Origin of the sequence: uncultured Dokdonia sp., assembly GCF_947492535.1 — a bacterium.
Lineage (GTDB): Bacteria > Bacteroidota > Bacteroidia > Flavobacteriales > Flavobacteriaceae > Dokdonia.
Genome location: NZ_CANLNH010000017.1, coordinates 22,249 through 40,778, shown reverse-complemented (window position 1 = coordinate 40,778; position 18,530 = coordinate 22,249). Strand labels below are relative to the sequence as shown.

The 18,530-nt window shown below is 34.7% G+C and carries 9 protein-coding genes; all 9 read left to right on the top strand.

Annotation, left to right across the window (positions count from 1 at the left end):
* The first annotated feature begins 60 nt into the window (after nt 1-60).
* The 9 genes from Q1A60_RS18370 (at nt 61) to Q1A60_RS18330 (ending at nt 18,331) form a co-directional block, all read left to right on the top strand.
* On the top strand, nt 61-1,077 hold the full coding sequence (locus Q1A60_RS18370; RefSeq protein ID WP_299767889.1) for a GntR family transcriptional regulator: 1,017 nt from the start codon (nt 61-63) through the stop codon (nt 1,075-1,077).
* A 225-nt stretch (nt 1,078-1,302) separates the two neighbouring features.
* Nucleotides 1,303-4,395 (top strand): TonB-dependent receptor, encoded by a 3,093-nt coding sequence (locus tag Q1A60_RS18365; RefSeq protein WP_299767893.1) that lies wholly within the window; start codon nt 1,303-1,305, stop codon nt 4,393-4,395.
* A 20-nt stretch (nt 4,396-4,415) separates the two neighbouring features.
* Nucleotides 4,416-6,005, top strand: a complete 1,590-nt coding sequence (locus Q1A60_RS18360; RefSeq protein ID WP_299767896.1) for a RagB/SusD family nutrient uptake outer membrane protein — start codon at nt 4,416-4,418, stop codon at nt 6,003-6,005.
* 115 nt (nt 6,006-6,120) lie between these two features.
* Nucleotides 6,121-9,456: a CRTAC1 family protein gene (locus Q1A60_RS18355; protein ID WP_299767899.1), complete on the top strand. Its 3,336-nt coding sequence runs from the start codon at nt 6,121-6,123 to the stop codon at nt 9,454-9,456.
* A 9-nt stretch (nt 9,457-9,465) separates the two neighbouring features.
* Nucleotides 9,466-11,232 (top strand): glycoside hydrolase family 36 protein, encoded by a 1,767-nt coding sequence (locus tag Q1A60_RS18350; protein WP_299767902.1) that lies wholly within the window; start codon nt 9,466-9,468, stop codon nt 11,230-11,232.
* 26 nt (nt 11,233-11,258) lie between these two features.
* Entirely contained in the window at nt 11,259-14,441 is a 3,183-nt protein-coding gene (glpK, locus tag Q1A60_RS18345) for a glycerol kinase GlpK (protein ID WP_299767905.1), read from the top strand.
* A 128-nt stretch (nt 14,442-14,569) separates the two neighbouring features.
* Nucleotides 14,570-16,213: a solute:sodium symporter family transporter gene (locus Q1A60_RS18340; RefSeq protein ID WP_299767908.1), complete on the top strand. Its 1,644-nt coding sequence runs from the start codon at nt 14,570-14,572 to the stop codon at nt 16,211-16,213.
* A gap of 213 nt (nt 16,214-16,426) precedes the next feature.
* Complete coding sequence (galE, locus tag Q1A60_RS18335) at nt 16,427-17,446, top strand: UDP-glucose 4-epimerase GalE (protein WP_299767911.1); 1,020 nt, start codon at nt 16,427-16,429, stop codon at nt 17,444-17,446.
* Between the two features lie 189 nt (nt 17,447-17,635).
* The gene (locus Q1A60_RS18330; protein WP_299767914.1) at nt 17,636-18,331 is read left to right on the top strand and encodes a hypothetical protein; all 696 of its coding nucleotides are present in this window, start codon (nt 17,636-17,638) and stop codon (nt 18,329-18,331) included.
* Nucleotides 18,332-18,530: the final 199 nt, after the last annotated feature.

Here is an 18,530-nt window from a genome sequence, read left to right as displayed (position 1 = left end):
ATTTATTTTGAGTTATATTTATTAAAATAATACTTTAGCAAAGTATCCTAATTACATCATATGTCTTCGTTGTTCGAAAAAATATACGATTTACAACATATTCCTTCTATATCTAAACATGAACAAATCGTTCATGGGATTATGAATGCCATTGACGCAGGTGTATTAAGTGTTGGAGACAAACTACCATCTATTAATGTGATGGTTGCCGAAATAGGATATGCCCGTAAAACTATAGTAAAAGCATATACAGAATTAAAAGAACGAGGACTTGTAGAGTCTAAAAACCTTAAGGGGTATTTTATAATAAGTCAAGAAACAAATACGACATTAAAGGTTGCCTTAATTTTATTTGCATTTCATAGTTTTCAAGAAGATTTTTACAATACGTTTAGAAAAGAATTAGGGAAAAGATTTCAAATTGATATTTTTTTTCATCACAACAACCTTAGTCTTTTCAAAACGATCATGGATAACATAAGTAGAAAATATGGAGCCTATGTGATTGCTCCTATACAAGACCCTGAAGTTATTCCACTTATGGAAACAATACCTCCAGATAGACTTTTAATCGTTGACCGCCATTTAAAACTCCCTTCTATATATTCTTATATAACGCAAGAATTTGAAGAAATCACCTATAATAAACTTGTAGAACTTGCCCCACGTCTTAAAGAATATGATAAAATGATTTTATTCTTTAAAGCAAATACAGACTTACCAAAAGGGATTTTAAAAGCCTTTCAACGATTTATAACAGACTACAACATCAAAGGGGAAGTATTTCCTGATTACCGTTCTAAACTACTTAAAAAAAGAACGGTCTTTTTCACGATTGCAGATTCGAGCCTATGGCAAATTTTAAAAGATGCTCGAAAGCTTGAATATCGTATTGGACAAGATATCGGCATATTAGCACATGATGATAATATTGTAAAGGAAATAGCCTTTGGCGGAATCTCCACAATCTCTACAGACTTTACCTTAATGGCCAAAAAAGCTGCTGCCTATGTCAAAGATGGAAATCCTATCCAAGAAACGATTCCTACGTATCTAAGACAACGAAACTCTTTATAGTAAATAAGGTGTTTCCACATCTAAGAATCCTTTTTTTCTTACAAAAGACAATTATTACATCCACACTCAAATAGGATTATTATTGTCATATTATCATTTTTTTTAACACAAAATTATAAAAAACAGAAAAAATACTGTACTTTTGAAAAGTAGCATAGTGTATCATAGCATTATTTAAACTACAAAACACAAAGCATGTCTAATCAATTTATAAAAACCAATTGTATGAATCTAACAAAACTCAAACCTATTGTTACGCTTCTAATGGTCATTATTTCCAGTTGTTTATATGCACAACAAACAATAACTGGAACCGTAACAGAAGAATTAGGACCATTACCTGGTGTAAATATTCTTGTTAAGGGTACTCAAAATGGAACAACTACTGATTTTGATGGTAATTACACACTTTCAAATGTTACTGATGATGCCATAATCGTTTTCTCTTATACAGGTTTTACGACACAAGAAGTCCCTGTAGATGGACAAACCATTATTAATGTAGTAATGCAAGTAGATGCAGCTGCATTAGATGAAGTAATTGTTGTAGGATTTGGATCTCAATCTAAACGAGATGTCACAGGTGCTATCTCACAGATAAAAACGGAAGATATTGCACAGGTAGTTACTGCAAACCCAACTTCAGCATTACAAGGGAAATTAGCTGGGGTGCAGGTTGAAACTGCGGGGGGTGCTCCTGGGAGCCCAGCAAATGTTTTTGTACGTGGGGTAAGTTCCTTAACAAATTCTGCTCCTTTATATGTAGTAGACGGAGCTATATCTGACAATATTAATTATTTGAATGCAAAAGATATTGTAAACATCCAAGTATTAAAAGATGCAACTTCAGCCGCTATTTATGGATCGCGTGCTGCTAATGGGGTTGTTATCGTAACTACAAATAGAGGTAAAACTGACACTGCTCCTACTGTAAACATTGATATAAGAAGTGGTATAAATACACAGGGAAGAACACTTGATTTCCTGAATGGTCCTGAATATATTGCTTTCCTTAACCAACGACTTATTAATGATGGTCTTGAAGGAAATATTCAAAACCCAGGAATCGATACTGATTTTCAAGACTTAACTATTAATTCAGGTATTATTCAAGATTATGGATTTAATGTATCTGGTGGCGGTGAAAATGCAAGATATTTCTTTAGTGCCAACTATTATGATGAAGAAGGTTTACTAATTAGTGAAGATTTCAATCGTAAAAATATACGCTTGAATAGTGAATTTAAACTAGGTAAATTAAAAATCCAAGAATCATTTGGTTTTTCTGAAAATCGTTTTACACGAAATAATGCTTTTGGTAATCAAGGAGGTACTGTTCCTATCATAAGACCTTTTGTTCCTGGAAATTTAGGAGGATTTGAAGCTGTAGATGGTAATACCTTTGGTGTTGGAGGCGCTAATAAATTTGCGCAAGCACAACTCGTAAATGACCAAAATACAGAGCGTAACTTCTTAGGAAACATCAATTTTTCTTATGAAATTATAGAAGGGCTTACTGCTAAATTGAACATTGGTACAGAATACACAAGTATTTACAGAAATAACTTTCAGCCTATCTTTAACTTAGGCGGACCAAATGTAGATTCGCCAGTATTTGATCAGGTATTCAACCTAAATGCACTTAATGACTTAACAGAAGTTAGAGGAGAACGTTATGCAACAAACGTAGAACCAACTATCAATTACAAAAGAAGTCTTGGAGATCATAATTTTGATGTATTATTAGGAGGCGCACGTCAAGACATCACAGACAATAGTCTTGCCATCTACGCAGAAGGATTACCAAGTAATAGTATTACGAATGTTGCACAATTTGCTGATAATATCATCAACTCTGGAGGAGGTCGTTTTGACAATAAGCTTTTCTCTGTTTTTGGGCGTATTAATTATAATTACAATAAGAAATATCTATTTACAGCCATTGTGCGTCGTGATAGGACTTCGCTTTTTTCTGATGGTTTCAACGAAGGAACATTTCCCTCATTCTCTGCAGGTTGGGTAATTAGCGATGAAGATTTCTTTAATAAAGATGGTCTTTTTAATAGTCTAAAGTTGAGGGCTGGTTATGGAGAATTAGGTTCTCAAAATGTTCCGCCATTCTCTAATCAATCTGTTGTAGGTTCTACCTCTCCAATTACAGTAGGAGGTATTTCAGGGCAAATTCCAGGATTTGCCATTACCTCTATTGTTGACCCAACGTTGAGTTTTGAAACCTCTACAACAATTAATATTGGTGTAGATGCAGCATTACTTGATAATGATTTAAAATTAAGTTTAGATTACTTTAATAGAGACAATGATGATGTTATACAAGCAGTAGCTATTCCAGATTCTAATGGATCTGTAACTCCTGTATTTCAGAACGCTTCTTCTATTAATAATAAAGGATTTGAATTTGAGGCACAATACCATTATGACAAAGGAGGAGATTTCACTTTTGACGTAGGCTTCAATTTATCTGCTATTCGAAATGAACTTACTAGCTCTCCTAATCCAATTGTAGGTCCTTCTTATAATGAGGAAGGATTGAGAGCAAATCGTTTTGAAGTAGGACAGCCATTAGGTTTTTTCTTCGGATTTAAAACAGATGGAATTTATAACGATCAAGCAGAGATAGACAATGATCCATTTCTTGCAAATGACCCAGATAGAAGAGCTTTATTACAACCAGGAGATTTTAGAAGAGTTGATGTAAATGGAGACGGTCGTATAAATGATGAAGATCAAACAGCTATCGGAAACCCTACACCAGATTTTACATATGGTATTAATTTTTCTGCAAATTATAAAAAGTGGGATTTATCAGCATTTTTTAATGGAGTACAAGGAAATGAGATTTACAATGTCACTAAGTTTTTTGGATATTTCTTCTTAGACGATAATAAACTAGGTATTGTTAGAAATGCATTTACTCCTGAAAATCCGAATACAAATTTACCTAGAGTGTCTGTACAAGATCCTGCAGGAAATCAATTACCGTCAGATTTCTTTGTTGAAGATGGTTCTTTCCTTCGTTTAAAAACAATTGAACTAGGATATAATTTTACTGATTTTATTGGAAAAGAGTGGGTTTCAAATGCACGTGCTTTTATAAATGTTCAGAACTTATTTACAATTACAAATTACTCTGGTTATGATCCTGAAGTTGGATCTAATAATGCTGGATTAGGTACAAATAGAGGCTTTTTTGGATTTAATCCTACTTTTGCTTCTGACGCTGTCTTTGATAGAGGATTAGATATTAGAGCACAACCTAGACCTCGCACTCTTATAATGGGTATACAAATGTCATTTTAAAAAAATAAAAAGAATACGATATGAAAACAATTAAAAAACTATTCCCAGTTATAATACTGCTATTTGCTGTAGTACTTTATTATAGCTGTGATGAAGAAGACTTAGATATTTCAAATCCAAATAATGTAGCAGAGCCTGAATTTTTCCAATCTGAAGGTGATTTTAGACTTGCTGTAAATGGTATGTATCATCCTATTACTGCTGTTTTCTTTTGGGGACGTGTGATTCATACTGGAGCTATGCTTCGTTCTGATGCCTATAATGTAATTCCATTCCAGCAAAACACGACCATGTCTACATTAGAAGGACAACCTGGCATCTCAAGATGGGCTGTAGATATGTATCCACAATTATATCAATCTATATCTAGAGCTAACAGAATTATTGAAGAAGATGCAGAAAACGGAGTCCTATCTGGAGACGTTCAAAACGAAATTTTAGGACAAGCACATTTCCAACGTGCATTTTGCAACTGGTATTTATTAAATCTTTTTGGAACAGCACCATTAGTAATGCAAACACCAGACCCTCAAAACCCAGATGAATTTTTCCCAACCAATGCTACTCCTGCCATGTTTAATGAAGCTATTATTGCAGATCTTACTGAAGCAGTTAATAGATTACCAGACACATGGGGATCTGAAGATTTAGGACGTCCAACAAGAGGAGCTGCTTTAGCTTTACGTGGTAAAACCTATTTATATATGCAAGACTGGGCCAATGCGGCTGCAGATTTTACTACGGTAACAACATTAGGATATTCATTACTCTCAGGTGCAAACTATGGGGATAATTTTTCTTCTGACTCATCTCTTGAGAATAACAGTGAATCTATTTACGAATTACAATATGTAGGACAAGATAACTTTGTATGGGGATCAGACACTCCGCTTACAGGAACACAATCAAACTGGCATATTGATTACTCGCCACCTCATGTAAGTTTAGATCAAGGTCATGTTATAAACCCACATATTCGTGATATTTTCGATGCAAATGGAGATACTGTGAGACGTAATGCTACGATGGTATTTGATTATCCAGGCGCAGAAGGGTATGCAGGAGCACCTTATTTAGAAGATTTTGCACCTAGTATAGAAACTATAAATGCACTAGGAGTAGAGCCTATTTTTTCTGTAAAATACACAGGTATTGAATCAGGATTATCTAGTTCTTCAATTTCTGGATTTGGAAATGATTTAGGAACAAATTGGCGTATCATACGTTATGCAGATGTATTACTAATGCTAGCAGAAGCACTCAATGAAAGTGGTGCTACTGGACAAGCTGTTGGTTTTATAAATCAAGTACGTGATAGAGCTCAAATCAGCACATTAGCTAATAACATATCACAAGCAGATTTACGACAAGCAATTAGAGATGAACGTGTAATGGAATTAACAGGAGAAGGACACCGTTTCTTTGACCTTGTAAGATGGGGGATTGCAGATGAAATTCTTGGTCAAGGATCTACCGTTGCTGATGGAAATCATCCAAAATCACTCGCGGGACCTGCTGCATTTTTCACACCTAGTCAAGACGAAGTTTTATGGATTCCATTATCAGAATTACAAGCAAACCCTAATCTAACTCAGAATCAAGGGTATTAAATGATGTATTTTTTTAAATTATAATATTTGAATTTAGTTTGTTTTTAATTTGTCGAGCAGATCTTATCTTGTGGTCTGCTCGACGTTAAAAATAACCCCTTAAACACTATACAATTTGAAGAATAGCCTGTATATTTTTCTTATCGCACTATACTTCTCATGTCAAGGAAGAGATACAAAAACTCAACTGTTTTCGTATGTACCTCCATCACATTCCCAAATAACATTTGAAAATACAATCACAGAAAATGATACTATAAATGTCATCAACTTTCAATATTGTTATAACGGAGGCGGTGTAGGCATTGGTGATTTTAATAATGATGGGTTATCTGACATTGTATTTACAGGCAATCAAGTTGCTAGCGCTATATACCTCAACACAGGAAATATGAAATTCAGAGATATTACCATTCCTTCTGGGGTAGTTACTGATCGTTGGGCAACAGGGGTAAGCATTGTAGATATTAATACCGATGGATATGATGACATCTATATAAACGTAGGTGGTGCACATTGTAACAATGATTGCCCAAACCTACTCTACATCAACAAAGGACTTAATGAAAATGGGATTCCAATTTTTGAAGAAAGCGCAAAAGCATATGGACTAGATGATGCACAGTATAGTCAACAAACACTCTTTTTCGACTATGATTCAGATCATGATCTAGATGCTTACATTGTGAGAAATGGGAATACCAAATATGGCAGGAATAATCCAATACCAAAAGATAAATTCCCAGATCACTTACAAGATGTATTATTAGAAAACAAGACAAAAGAAGGGAGTTCTCACCCTGTTTTTGAAGATGTTTCTGAAGAAAAAGGCATTACCCATAAAGGTTTTGGACTCGGTATTGCCATCACAGATTATAACAATGATTTATTGCCAGACATCTATATTACCAATGATTTCATTACAAATGATGTATTGTATATAAATCAGGGGAGTGCTGCTGAGTACGCTTTCGCGAAAGCGGACACCGACATACTTACAACACAAACATACAACGCTATGGGTGTAGATATTGCCGATATCAATAATGACGCATTACCAGATATCGCTGTAGTAGATATGCTTCCTAATGATTATGAACGTCAAAAAAAGATGCTTGGCTTTAATAATTATGACAAATTCTTACTCTCCCAACGTAATGGATATACACCACAGTATGTTCAAAACACCCTACAAATCCATAATGGTATACACCAAGGCATTGCCTTACCTGCTTCTGAAGTAGGATATAAAGCAGGGATTGCAAAAACCGACTGGAGTTGGGCACCCCTTATCGCCGATTATGATGGTGACGGACAAAAAGACCTATACATTACAAATGGATATGTAAAAGATATTACTGATTTAGATTTTATTAATTATTCTGGGCAAAATAATGTTTTTGGAACTCCAAAATCGCGTGCTAAAAAATTACAAACACTCGTACAGAATCTTCCTGGTATTTACCTCCCAAATTTTATGTTTAAAAACACAGGAGATAGTTCTTTTGAAGATGTATCTGAGCAATGGATCGCTCCTGAAAATTCATTTTCAAATGGTGCAGCATATGCAGATTTAGATGGAGATGGAGATTTAGATATTATTGTAAATAATATTAATGCCCCTGCCTTTATACTTGAAAACCATGTAGACAAAAACGCGAATGATTATGTACGCATTCAATTAAAAGGGGCTCCAAAAAACAAAGCTGCCATAGGAGCTAAGGTTACTATGTGGCAACAAGGAACATCGCAAACACATTATCAGTCTGTTGTAAAAGGGTATCTATCTTCTGTAGAACCCGCCATTTATTTTGGAATCAAAGCTGCTCCTATAGATTCTCTAGAAGTTATATGGCCAGATGGAAAATCTTATACCACTAACGAGGTATCTGCAAATTCTGTAACTGTGTTAACATACCAAGACACTGCGACAAAAAAAGTATCAAAAAACACCCCTCCTACTATTCTACAAAAAAGAGATCATATTCTATCCTATAAGCATTCTGAAAACCCTGCAAATGATTTTATACAACAATCATTAGTCCCACTACAATTCAATGCAAATGGACCTGTCATTATTGCTGGTGATATCGATGGTGTACTTGGTGATGAATTATTTATAGGTGGTAATAGCAAAATACCAAGTCAGGTATTAAAAGAAAATAACCAAGGTACCTATGAAGTAATCCAAACATTTACGCAAAACTCTGATGTTACTTCGGCACTCTTTGTAGATATCGATCAGGATAATGACCTAGATCTGTTTATTGGTTATGGCGGTACAGATGCACGTGACAAAGTAGACGAAATATTGCTTAATACGGGCAAAGGTAATTTTGTAGTTCCTAAAGAATTACTAGTACCAATAATGGATATAAATACGACTAGTGTAACTAAAACAGACTATGACCAAGATGGAGATGATGACCTATTTGTTTCTGGAGGTGTTTTAGCAGGCAGTTACCCTCTTGGAATGGAAAGTTATTTATTAGAAAATAAAAATAAGAAATATCATATTGTAGATACGATATCTAATACTAATGGTTTTTTAAAGAGTTCAACTTGGGCCGATATCACGACAGATGGAACTAAAGAACTTATTACTATCGGTCATTGGAATGGTGTAACAGCATACACGACAAAAGAACATCAATTAGAGGAAATTCCTTTACAGTTTAAAAATGAAAACGGAGCGTCTGTCTCTATGCAAGGATGGTGGAACACTATAGAAACTGCAGATATTGATAATGATGGTGATATAGATATACTACTAGGAAACCAAGGAACTAATGGATTTATAAAACCTAGCCAAGAACAACCTATATACGTATATACGAAAGACTTTGATACTAATGGGAGTATTGATCCTGTACTAGCACAATACTTTACGCAAGCACAGACATCTACACTAAAGCCTATCCATACCAGAGATGATATTTTTAAGCAAATAGTTTCTTTAAAAAAGAGGTATGGAACGTATAGCGAATTTGCAAAAGTAGATTTTAAAACACTTTTGAATATTCAAGATATAGATACAGATACATTTCATGCGACTACTTTTGAGTCTGTTTATGCAGAAAACATAGGTGATGATACCTTTATTATACATGCGCTCCCTCAAGAATGTCAGCGTGCCCCAATACAAGACATCCTTATACAGGACATTGACCGAGATGGATATAAAGACGTCTTACTTGTAGGAAACGATTATACTGCCGAGTCTAATTACGGAAGACACGACGCACTTATAGGTGTGTTTTTAAAAGGAAGTGATAAAGGATTTACTGTCCTTAAAAATCAAGAAAGTGGCTTTATAGTTCCGAAACAATCAAACTATATAACTACAGCAATTAGTAACAAAAAACAAGTACGTGTTATTGCCTCTCAAAGTAATGAAGAAGCATGCGTATTTGAAATTAATCAAGGAGATAGCCCGACTATAAACGAATAATAGGCTTACATGGAAGAAGTAATTACACATCGTTTTAATATCACCAAAAGTTCAGATGCTTTTGATGTTACTATTACGCCACATACGAAGGATAAAAATATAGATATTTATTCAATACGCTTTTCAGCATATAAGGAGTTCATTCCTGTACCTGTAACAATATCTTGGAAAATTCCTGCAATAAACATAAAAGGAGTTTGGAAACCTACTTCAGATTTTTCTAAACGCATTATGGATGACTGGGAATTAAACCATATGGAATCTCGTATTTCTGTAGATGCACCTGTCCTATCTCTATATGGACATGATGACACAAACACACTTACATTTGCTTGTGCTGATGCGATCAATACAACATCTTTAAATGCATTGTATAGAGAAGAAGATAATTGCATCTATTGCCACATTACATTATTTCCAGAACCTCATCATGCGATTACCGAATATTATACAGAATTACGAATAGATCAAAACAATCGTCATTTTTCTAAAGCATTAAAAGACATAGGGCTTTGGTGGGAAAGTTTTGAACATTTAACACCTATTACTACGCCACCACTCGCACAAACACCAGTGTATTCAACGTGGTATCAATTTCATCAAAATCTTGAACCTGAACTCCTTTTACAAGAATGTAAATTGGCTTCAAAATTAGGATATGAGCTCATGATATTGGACGACGGTTGGCAAACTAAAGACAGTAATAGAGGCTATGACTATACAGGAGACTGGGAACCAGAACGTATTCCTGATCTCGCTGAATTCACAAAAGCAGTTCATGATACAGGTATGAAATTAGCCTTATGGTATTCTGTTCCTTTTTGTGGAAAATACAGTAAAGCGTATCAAAAGTTTAAAGGGAAGTTTCTCACTGAAAATCATCGATGGGCTCCTGTATTTGATCCTAGATACCCAGAAGTGAGAGCATATCTTATTGGTTTATATACTAAAGCACTTACAAATTGGAATTTAGATGGTTTTAAACTGGATTTTATTGATGAATTTAGAGCCTATCCAGACACGATATTAACACAAGAAAATGGAAGAGATTTTTCTTCCATTAATGAAGCAGTAGATAGATTATTAACAGACATTATCACTTCTTTAAAAGCGATCAAGAAAGATGTTGTGATTGAGTTTAGGCAAAAATATACAGGTCCAGCAATGCGTAAATATGGAAATATGTTTAGAGCATTTGATTGCCCTGGTGATACTGCCATGAATCGTGTACGTATCGCCGATATAAAAATGATCTGTGGAGATACAGCTGTTCATAGTGATATGTTTACATATCATAAAGATGAACCTCTTGAAATAAAGGCATTACAACTTATCAATACATTATTTGGTGTTCCTCAGTTATCTGTTTTATTAAAAGATACCTCTCAAGATGAGGCAAAAATGATTGCATTTTACACAAACTACTGGAATCAGAATGCAACGACATTATTAAAAGGAGAATTTACACCTCACAAACCATTAGCAAATTACCCTATATGTGAATCTTTTTTGAATGATCAACATATTATTGGTGTTTTTGATAATTATAGCATTCCCATCACATCGAAAGCTTCAAAAATTGATATCATAAATGGGCAAGTAAACGATCATGTAATTATAGATTGCTTAAATAATTTAGGGGATTATAATATCGTCATTTACAACTGTACAGGAGAAAAAACACATGAATCATCTATATCATTACAAAAAGGAATTTTGAAAATTGAAGTTCCTTCTAGTGGGTTAATAAAACTATCTAAGAATACTTATCTTTAAGAGCAAAAGAATCTGTCTTATACACTATGAGTAAAGAATATATTATCGCTTTTGATCAAGGCACAACAAGTACACGTGCCATCATTTTTGACAAAAAAGGCAACATATGCGGCATCGCTCAAAAAGAACTAACCCAACAGTATCCAAAACCTGGATGGGTAGAGCATGATCCTATTGAAATTGTAACACACCAACAAGAAGTATTTGAAGACGTTATAGAAAAATCTTCTATATCAATAGATCAAATTGCAGCTATTGGTATTACCAATCAACGAGAAACTACTGTTGTCTGGGATAAAACTACTGGCAAACCCATACACAATGCTATTGTATGGTTAGATAAACGTACATCAGGAATTTGTGAGCAATTAAAAGCACAAGGGTTAGAAGAGTATGTTGCAAAAAATACAGGACTTGTTATCGATTCTTACTTTTCTGGAACAAAAGCACGATGGATTCTTGATCATGTAGAAGGAGCTCAAGAAAAAGCTGAGAAAGGAGAACTCTTATTTGGAACCATAGACAGTTGGTTGATTTGGAAATTTACACAAGGAAAGCATCACGTAACTGATCATTCGAATGCATCACGCACCTTACTCTATAATATTTTAGAACTAGATTGGGATTCAAAAATGCTAAATGCATTACAAATTCCCAAAGCGATGCTTCCTAAGGTACAGCATTCTTCATCAGATTTTGGGCACTTTACATATAAAGGGCATGAGATTCCTATTTATGGAGTGGCTGGAGATCAACAAGCGTCATTATTTGGACAAGGAGGGTATAAATCTGGAATGGCTAAAAACACCTATGGTACTGGCTGTTTTATGCTTATGAATACAGGTAAAAAACCATACCAATCTAAAAACGGATTATTAACGACACTCTGTGCAAGCTTAGAAACTGATAACATAAAATATGCCCTAGAAGGAAGTGTATTTGTTGCAGGAGCTTCTGTACAATGGTTACGAGATAAACTTCAGGTGATTGACCATGCCAAAGAAACAGAAGCCATTTGTGAGGCAACCACCTCAGCAGACGACTTATATGTTGTACCTGCCTTTGCAGGACTCGGTGCGCCGCACTGGGATATGAAAGCAAAAGGTGCTATCTACGGACTTACATTAGATTCTGGTAAAAATGAAATTATCAAAGCAACCATAGATGCACTTGCCTACCAATCTAGAGATGTATTAGAAGCTATGGTAGAAGATAGTGGTAAGCAAATGAAATCCCTCAAAGTAGATGGAGGTGCGACTGCAAATAATTATCTAATGCAATTCCAATCAGATATTCTAAATGTAGAAGTAGATCGTCCTAAAATGCTTGAAGTCACTGCCCTTGGAGCTGCATTCTTAGCAGGTATAAAAGCAGGTATTTGGACCAAAAAAGACATTGCAAAATTACGAGAAGTAGATACCTTATTCACTCCTGAAATAACCGAATATACCAGAACCAAGAAATATACTGGCTGGAAACAAGCCGTCGCACGTACCAAGTCTTCTAATCAAAACATGCTTTCTGTAAAAGAAGAAGGCCCTATACGTTTTTCTATTCTAGATCGAGACACGCAATTACGAAGAGCTAAAAAAGAACGCTTTGATCTTATTATTATAGGCGGTGGTGTTACGGGAGCAGGTATTGCACTAGATGCTTCCTCCAGAGGTATGAATGTATGTCTTATAGAAAAAAATGATTTTGCTTCAGGAACCAGTAACAAATCCACCAAACTTATTCATGGAGGACTACGTTACCTCAAACAAATGGAAATTGGACTTGTAAAGGAATCTGGTAGTGAACGAGCAACCGTACATAAATTAGCACCTCATCTTGTGGTTCCAGAGAAAATGTTATTACCCCTTATTGAAGGAGGCACCTATGGAAAGATGATGACTGCCATTGGATTAAAAGTATATGACTTCCTCGCAAATGTTGAAGGAGAAGACAAACGTAAAATGCTTTCTGTAGAAGAAACAGCAAGTAAAGAACCATTACTTAATAAAGAACATCTTGTAGGAGGTGGTTATTATGCAGAATATCGTACCGATGATGCTAGACTTACTATTGAGCTTCTTAAAAAAGCAGCTTCATTTGGAGCCTGTGTCATCAATTATTGTGAGATGAAATCATTTAATTATGACGATGATGGAAAAATCAAAAACCTACATTGTTATGATTATAATACCAAAAGTAGCTTTAAGTTAAAAGCAACAAATTATGTATCTGCGGCAGGACCTTGGGTAGATTTAGTGAGAGAGAAAGATCACTCTATGAATAACAAACACCTCCATCTAACCAAGGGTGTACATATTGTATTTTCAAGAGAACGTTTCCCATTAACACAATCTATTTACTTTGATGTCCCTGACGGTCGTATGATTTTTGCCATTCCAAGAGGCAGATCTACGTATGTGGGAACAACAGATACCAACTATAATGGAAACCTTAATCGAGTAGTAGCAACGAAAGAAGATGCCACCTATTTATTAGATGCTGTAAACAATATGTTTCCAGATGTACAACTCACTATAGAAGATATTGAATCTAATTGGGCTGGATTAAGACCCCTTATTCATGAAGATGGAAAAGATCCTTCAGAACTTTCTAGAAGAGATGAAATCTTTGTTTCCAAAACAGGTCTTATCTCTATTGCAGGAGGAAAACTCACAGGATACCGTAAAATGGCGCAACGTGTGATTGATACCGTATTGAAGAGTGTTCCTGAAAAGAAAAAACAACATCTTATCAAATCGTATACAGAACGTATCCCACTTACGTCTTCTCCCATGAATGATACAAAAGAGGTGAATACCTATGAAAAAGAGATTGCATCTCAGCTCAAAACTATAGGCATCACTGATAGTTATCAAAGCGAATACCTTGCAACTACCTATGGAAAACAAGCAAGCGACATCATACAGAAAATAGATTATTTCTTAAATGAATCTGTAGAAGAACGCTTAATACGTGCTGAAGTATGGTATAGCGTGCACCATGAAATGACCAACTCTTTAGCCGATTTTTTCGTACGAAGAACGGGAAGACTTTATTTTGACATACATAGTGTTCATACATACAGACAACTTGTACAGGAAGACCTCATCAAGTATTTAGGATGGGATGAAGCTCGTGTGATTAATGAAAATAAATGGCTGGATATGTTAGTAAAAGATGCATCACATTATTATGATCAAGAAATTGAAGCATAGCCAAAAACACAACTATAACGTTGTAGTGAATACAAAGGTATACGCTTTCGCGAAAGCGTACTCAAAAAGCAACCCAATATTCAATGAAATTTCATATTTTCACTGCAACACTATAAACTAAACGACCTATGGGAATCATTTCTTTTATTGCATTTACACTACTAGTAGCAGGCTTTGCCTGGTGGAAAACAAGAGGAACAGACGAAAAATCAGCAGATGGATATTATCTAGGAGGTAGAAGCCTTGGAGCTATTACCATTGCAGGTTCTTTACTTCTCACCAATCTATCTGCTGAGCAAATTGTAGGTCTCAACGGGCAAGCATTTTCAGAAGGTATTTTAGTAATGGCATGGGAAACGCTAGCCGCTATTGCCATGGTGATTACTGCCGTATGGTTTCTCCCTAAATATATGAAAGGAGGAATTACTACAATTCCTGAATTTATAGAAAAACGATTTGATGAAAACACAAAGGCTATATTATCTGTATTATTCTTGATAGCCTTTGCCATTGTATTATTACCTACCATTCTTTATTCTGGATCGCTTGCATTCAGTACCATGTTTGATTTACCTGCATTATTAGGCTGGGAAGAATCTTCTGTGATCTGGTTGTGTGTATGGAGTATTGGATCAATTGGAATTATATATGCCATTTTTGGAGGCTTGAAAGCCGTTGCAGTTTCTGATTTGATCAATGCTATCGGACTATTAATAGGAGGATTATTAATTCCTTATTTTGGTTTAAAACTCATTGGCGATGGAGATATGTTTGCTGGACTTAGTACTTTATGGACTGAAAATCAAGATAAATTTGATGTTACTGGAGATGTGACCTCATCAATACCTGTGGGTACTATTTTTACAGGAATGATGATTGCTCAGATGTATTATTGGGGAACCAATCAGTCGATTTTACAACGTGTATTTGGAGCTAAGAGTTTAAAAGAAGGACAGAAAGGAATGATGCTTGCCGCTTTTGTCAAGTTCCTTATTCCTGTTATTGTAGTACTTCCTGGTATTATTGCTTGGAATGTATTTAATGGAGATCTTAGTTCTGCAGATCAAGCATATCCACAATTAGTAAAAGAAGTATTACCTCCTGCCCTATTAGGATTTTTTGCAGCCGTACTTTTTGGCGCTGTTTTAAGTTCGTTTAATAGTTTATTAAATAGTAGTGCAACCCTGTTTGGATTTGATTTATACAAGAAGTTTTTCAAAAAAGATGCTTCTGAACATCAAACTGTAAAAGCTGGAAAACTATTTGGACTTCTTGTGGCTATTGTCTCTATGACCATTGCCCCATTTATTGCAAACGCACCTGCAGGATTATTTGATTATATCCAACAAGCATTGGGTAGTTTAAGTGTGCCTATTTTAGCAGTTGTTATTATCGGAATACTAACAAAGAAAGTACCTGCTCTTGGCGCAAAAGTCGTTATGATTGTAGGTGTTATTATGTATGTGTGTACAATATTTATGAGACCATCATACCAAGAAGCTGCTCTTGCTGAAGCAAAAACAAACGGTATAACAGATATAGCTGAACTGGCAATTATTAAAGCAGAAGCGTTCCCTCACTTTTTACATGTGATGGGAATTTTATTTGTAGTCAACATTATTATTATGCTAGTGATAGGAATGGTAAAACCAAAAACAGACATTTATGTTCCTGAAACCACCGAAGTAATAGATACAAGCCCTTGGAAGTATGCATATATCGTAGGTGGGCTTATTACATTATTAGTATTGAGTACGTACTTGATATTTTAAATAAATCTGAATACGCTTTCGCAAACCTATCTGCCGGCAGGAAGGAGCGTATAAAAACAATAGTCATTTGTATATAAAGGTACACGTAAAAACGTATGCTATATTAAATGGCAAGACACATTAATAAATAGAATATATAGATAGTTGAAAGACTTATCTAATCAAATAATAATTTAGATAGCAGGATGAGATTCCTGCATTCGCAAGAATAAAATGAAGATAGTCGTTACTGGAGGATTAGGATTTATAGGGTCTCATACCGTTGTAGAATTACAAAACAATGGGCACGAAGTGGTTATTATAGATAACTGCTCAAACTCATCAAAAGAGGTCTTAAAAGGCATTACTTCTATTACTGGCACTACACCTATTTTTGAAGAGTTTGATTTACGAGAAAAATCAAAAGTTCAAGACTTCTTCAATAGACATCAAGATATTGCAGGTGTGATTCACTTTGCAGCATCAAAAGCTGTAGGAGAAAGTGTAAAAGAACCATTGCTTTATTATGAAAATAATATTGCTACGTTAATTTATATACTTCAGGAGTTACAAAAAAAGGATCAAGCTAGTTTTATTTTCAGCTCTTCATGTACCGTATATGGGCAAGCAGATGAATTACCAATTACAGAAAATGCACCTGTAAAACCTGCAGAATCCCCTTATGGTAACACCAAACAAATAGGAGAAGAAATTATACGAGATACGTGTAAAATAGCTTCACAGGTAAAAGCAATATCGCTACGTTATTTTAATCCTATTGGAGCACATCCATCCGCAGAAATTGGAGAATTACCTATAGGTGTTCCACAAAACTTAGTTCCTTTTATTACGCAAACCGCTATAGGTTTAAGAGAACAGCTATCTGTATTTGGAGACACTTACCCTACTCCTGATGGTACTGCGATACGAGATTATATTCACGTAGTAGATCTAGCCAAGGCGCATGTAGTTGCCTTAGAACGATTACTTCAAGAGAAAAATAAAGATAACTACGAAGTGTTTAATGTAGGAACTGGTGTAGGTAGTTCTGTACTTGAAGTCATTACTTCTTTTGAAAAAGCAGCCAATACACCGCTCAATTACAAAATTGTTGATAAGCGAGAAGGTGATGTCATAGCAGCCTATGCAGATACACATAAAGCAAATGAAGACCTTGGATGGAAAGCAAAAAGCACCCTAGACGAAGCAATGGCATCTGCATGGACATGGGAACAAAAAGTACGTAGCAAATAAAGCATACTATTTAAGTAAATAGTGACTTATAGCAAACTTTCCTCTAGTATTGGATACATTCTAACAAAACTCTCCCCCTTAATTATGTTAAATTTTAAGTTTAACTGTTAGAGAGAAGTTAATTTGTGTCGGGGTTTACCTTCACTATAAGTGATAATTGTTATTTTAGCGCCCTAAAAAACTACAAATATGTTAAGAACCCTTATCATCGCACTATTATTATGTTCTACGGTAGTGTGTGGACAAAGCGAAGGCGTAAACCCAAACAACAATGTACTTATTGGACTTACAAACTTAGGAGCAAATAGAGCCGCTTTTGGATCCCCATCTCTTATTAAAAATCCTAAAAAACCCATTGATGGTACTGTATATATCTATGATGAATGGGACAACAATGGGACTGTATCTTCAGAAGAAACAAAAGTACGTTTAAGCAACTTAAATTTTAATGCACAACGTAATGCTTTTCAATCTAAAATAAATAGAGACTCTGTATTTACATTTAACTTTAGAAATTTAAAAGAAGTTGTAATTAAGGATAAAACATTTAAAAATGTATACTCCCCTATCCATCAAAAAAGCAGAGTTTTTGAAGTTTTAATAGAAAACAAAGATTTTTCTATTTATAAAGATTACCGCATAGAGATTAAAGATGGAAATCCTGATCCACAAAGAGGATCTCCTAATGACAAATATCTTTTACGTTATGATTACTACGTAAGCCAAGGCGAAAATTTTGAAAAGTTTCAACTTAAAAAATCTAAACTCCTAAAACTTATGGGAGATAAAGCAGATAAAGTAGAAGCATATATTAAAAGCAATAAGCTAAAGATTAAAAAGTCTAAAGACCTCTTAAAAATCATGAAATATTATAATGAATTATAATATTAACAATATTTAGATGATAATCCCTTATGAAGCTTCATAAGGGATTATTTTTTTTATAACACACAAAACAATCACTACACACTGTTAAAGTTGTTAAAAAGCTATCCCAATCTTCCTCAGTTAAACACTCTATATAGGATTAAATTTAAAAAAATCGTATCTTAAATGTCAGGTATGTATTATTCTGATAAATACC

Bases quoted from the DNA above. Each gene is read 5' to 3' on its own strand.
- Q1A60_RS18370 (WP_299767889.1), top strand. From the start codon at position 61: ATGTCTTCGTTGTTCGAAAAAATATACGATTTACAACATATTCCTTCT.
- Q1A60_RS18330 (WP_299767914.1), top strand. From the start codon at position 17,636: ATGTTAAGAACCCTTATCATCGCACTATTATTATGTTCTACGGTAGTG.
- galE (WP_299767911.1), top strand. From the start codon at position 16,427: ATGAAGATAGTCGTTACTGGAGGATTAGGATTTATAGGGTCTCATACC.
- Q1A60_RS18350 (WP_299767902.1), top strand. From the start codon at position 9,466: ATGGAAGAAGTAATTACACATCGTTTTAATATCACCAAAAGTTCAGAT.
- Q1A60_RS18360 (WP_299767896.1), top strand. From the start codon at position 4,416: ATGAAAACAATTAAAAAACTATTCCCAGTTATAATACTGCTATTTGCT.
- Q1A60_RS18365 (WP_299767893.1), top strand. From the start codon at position 1,303: ATGAATCTAACAAAACTCAAACCTATTGTTACGCTTCTAATGGTCATT.
- glpK (WP_299767905.1), top strand. From the start codon at position 11,259: ATGAGTAAAGAATATATTATCGCTTTTGATCAAGGCACAACAAGTACA.
- Q1A60_RS18340 (WP_299767908.1), top strand. From the start codon at position 14,570: ATGGGAATCATTTCTTTTATTGCATTTACACTACTAGTAGCAGGCTTT.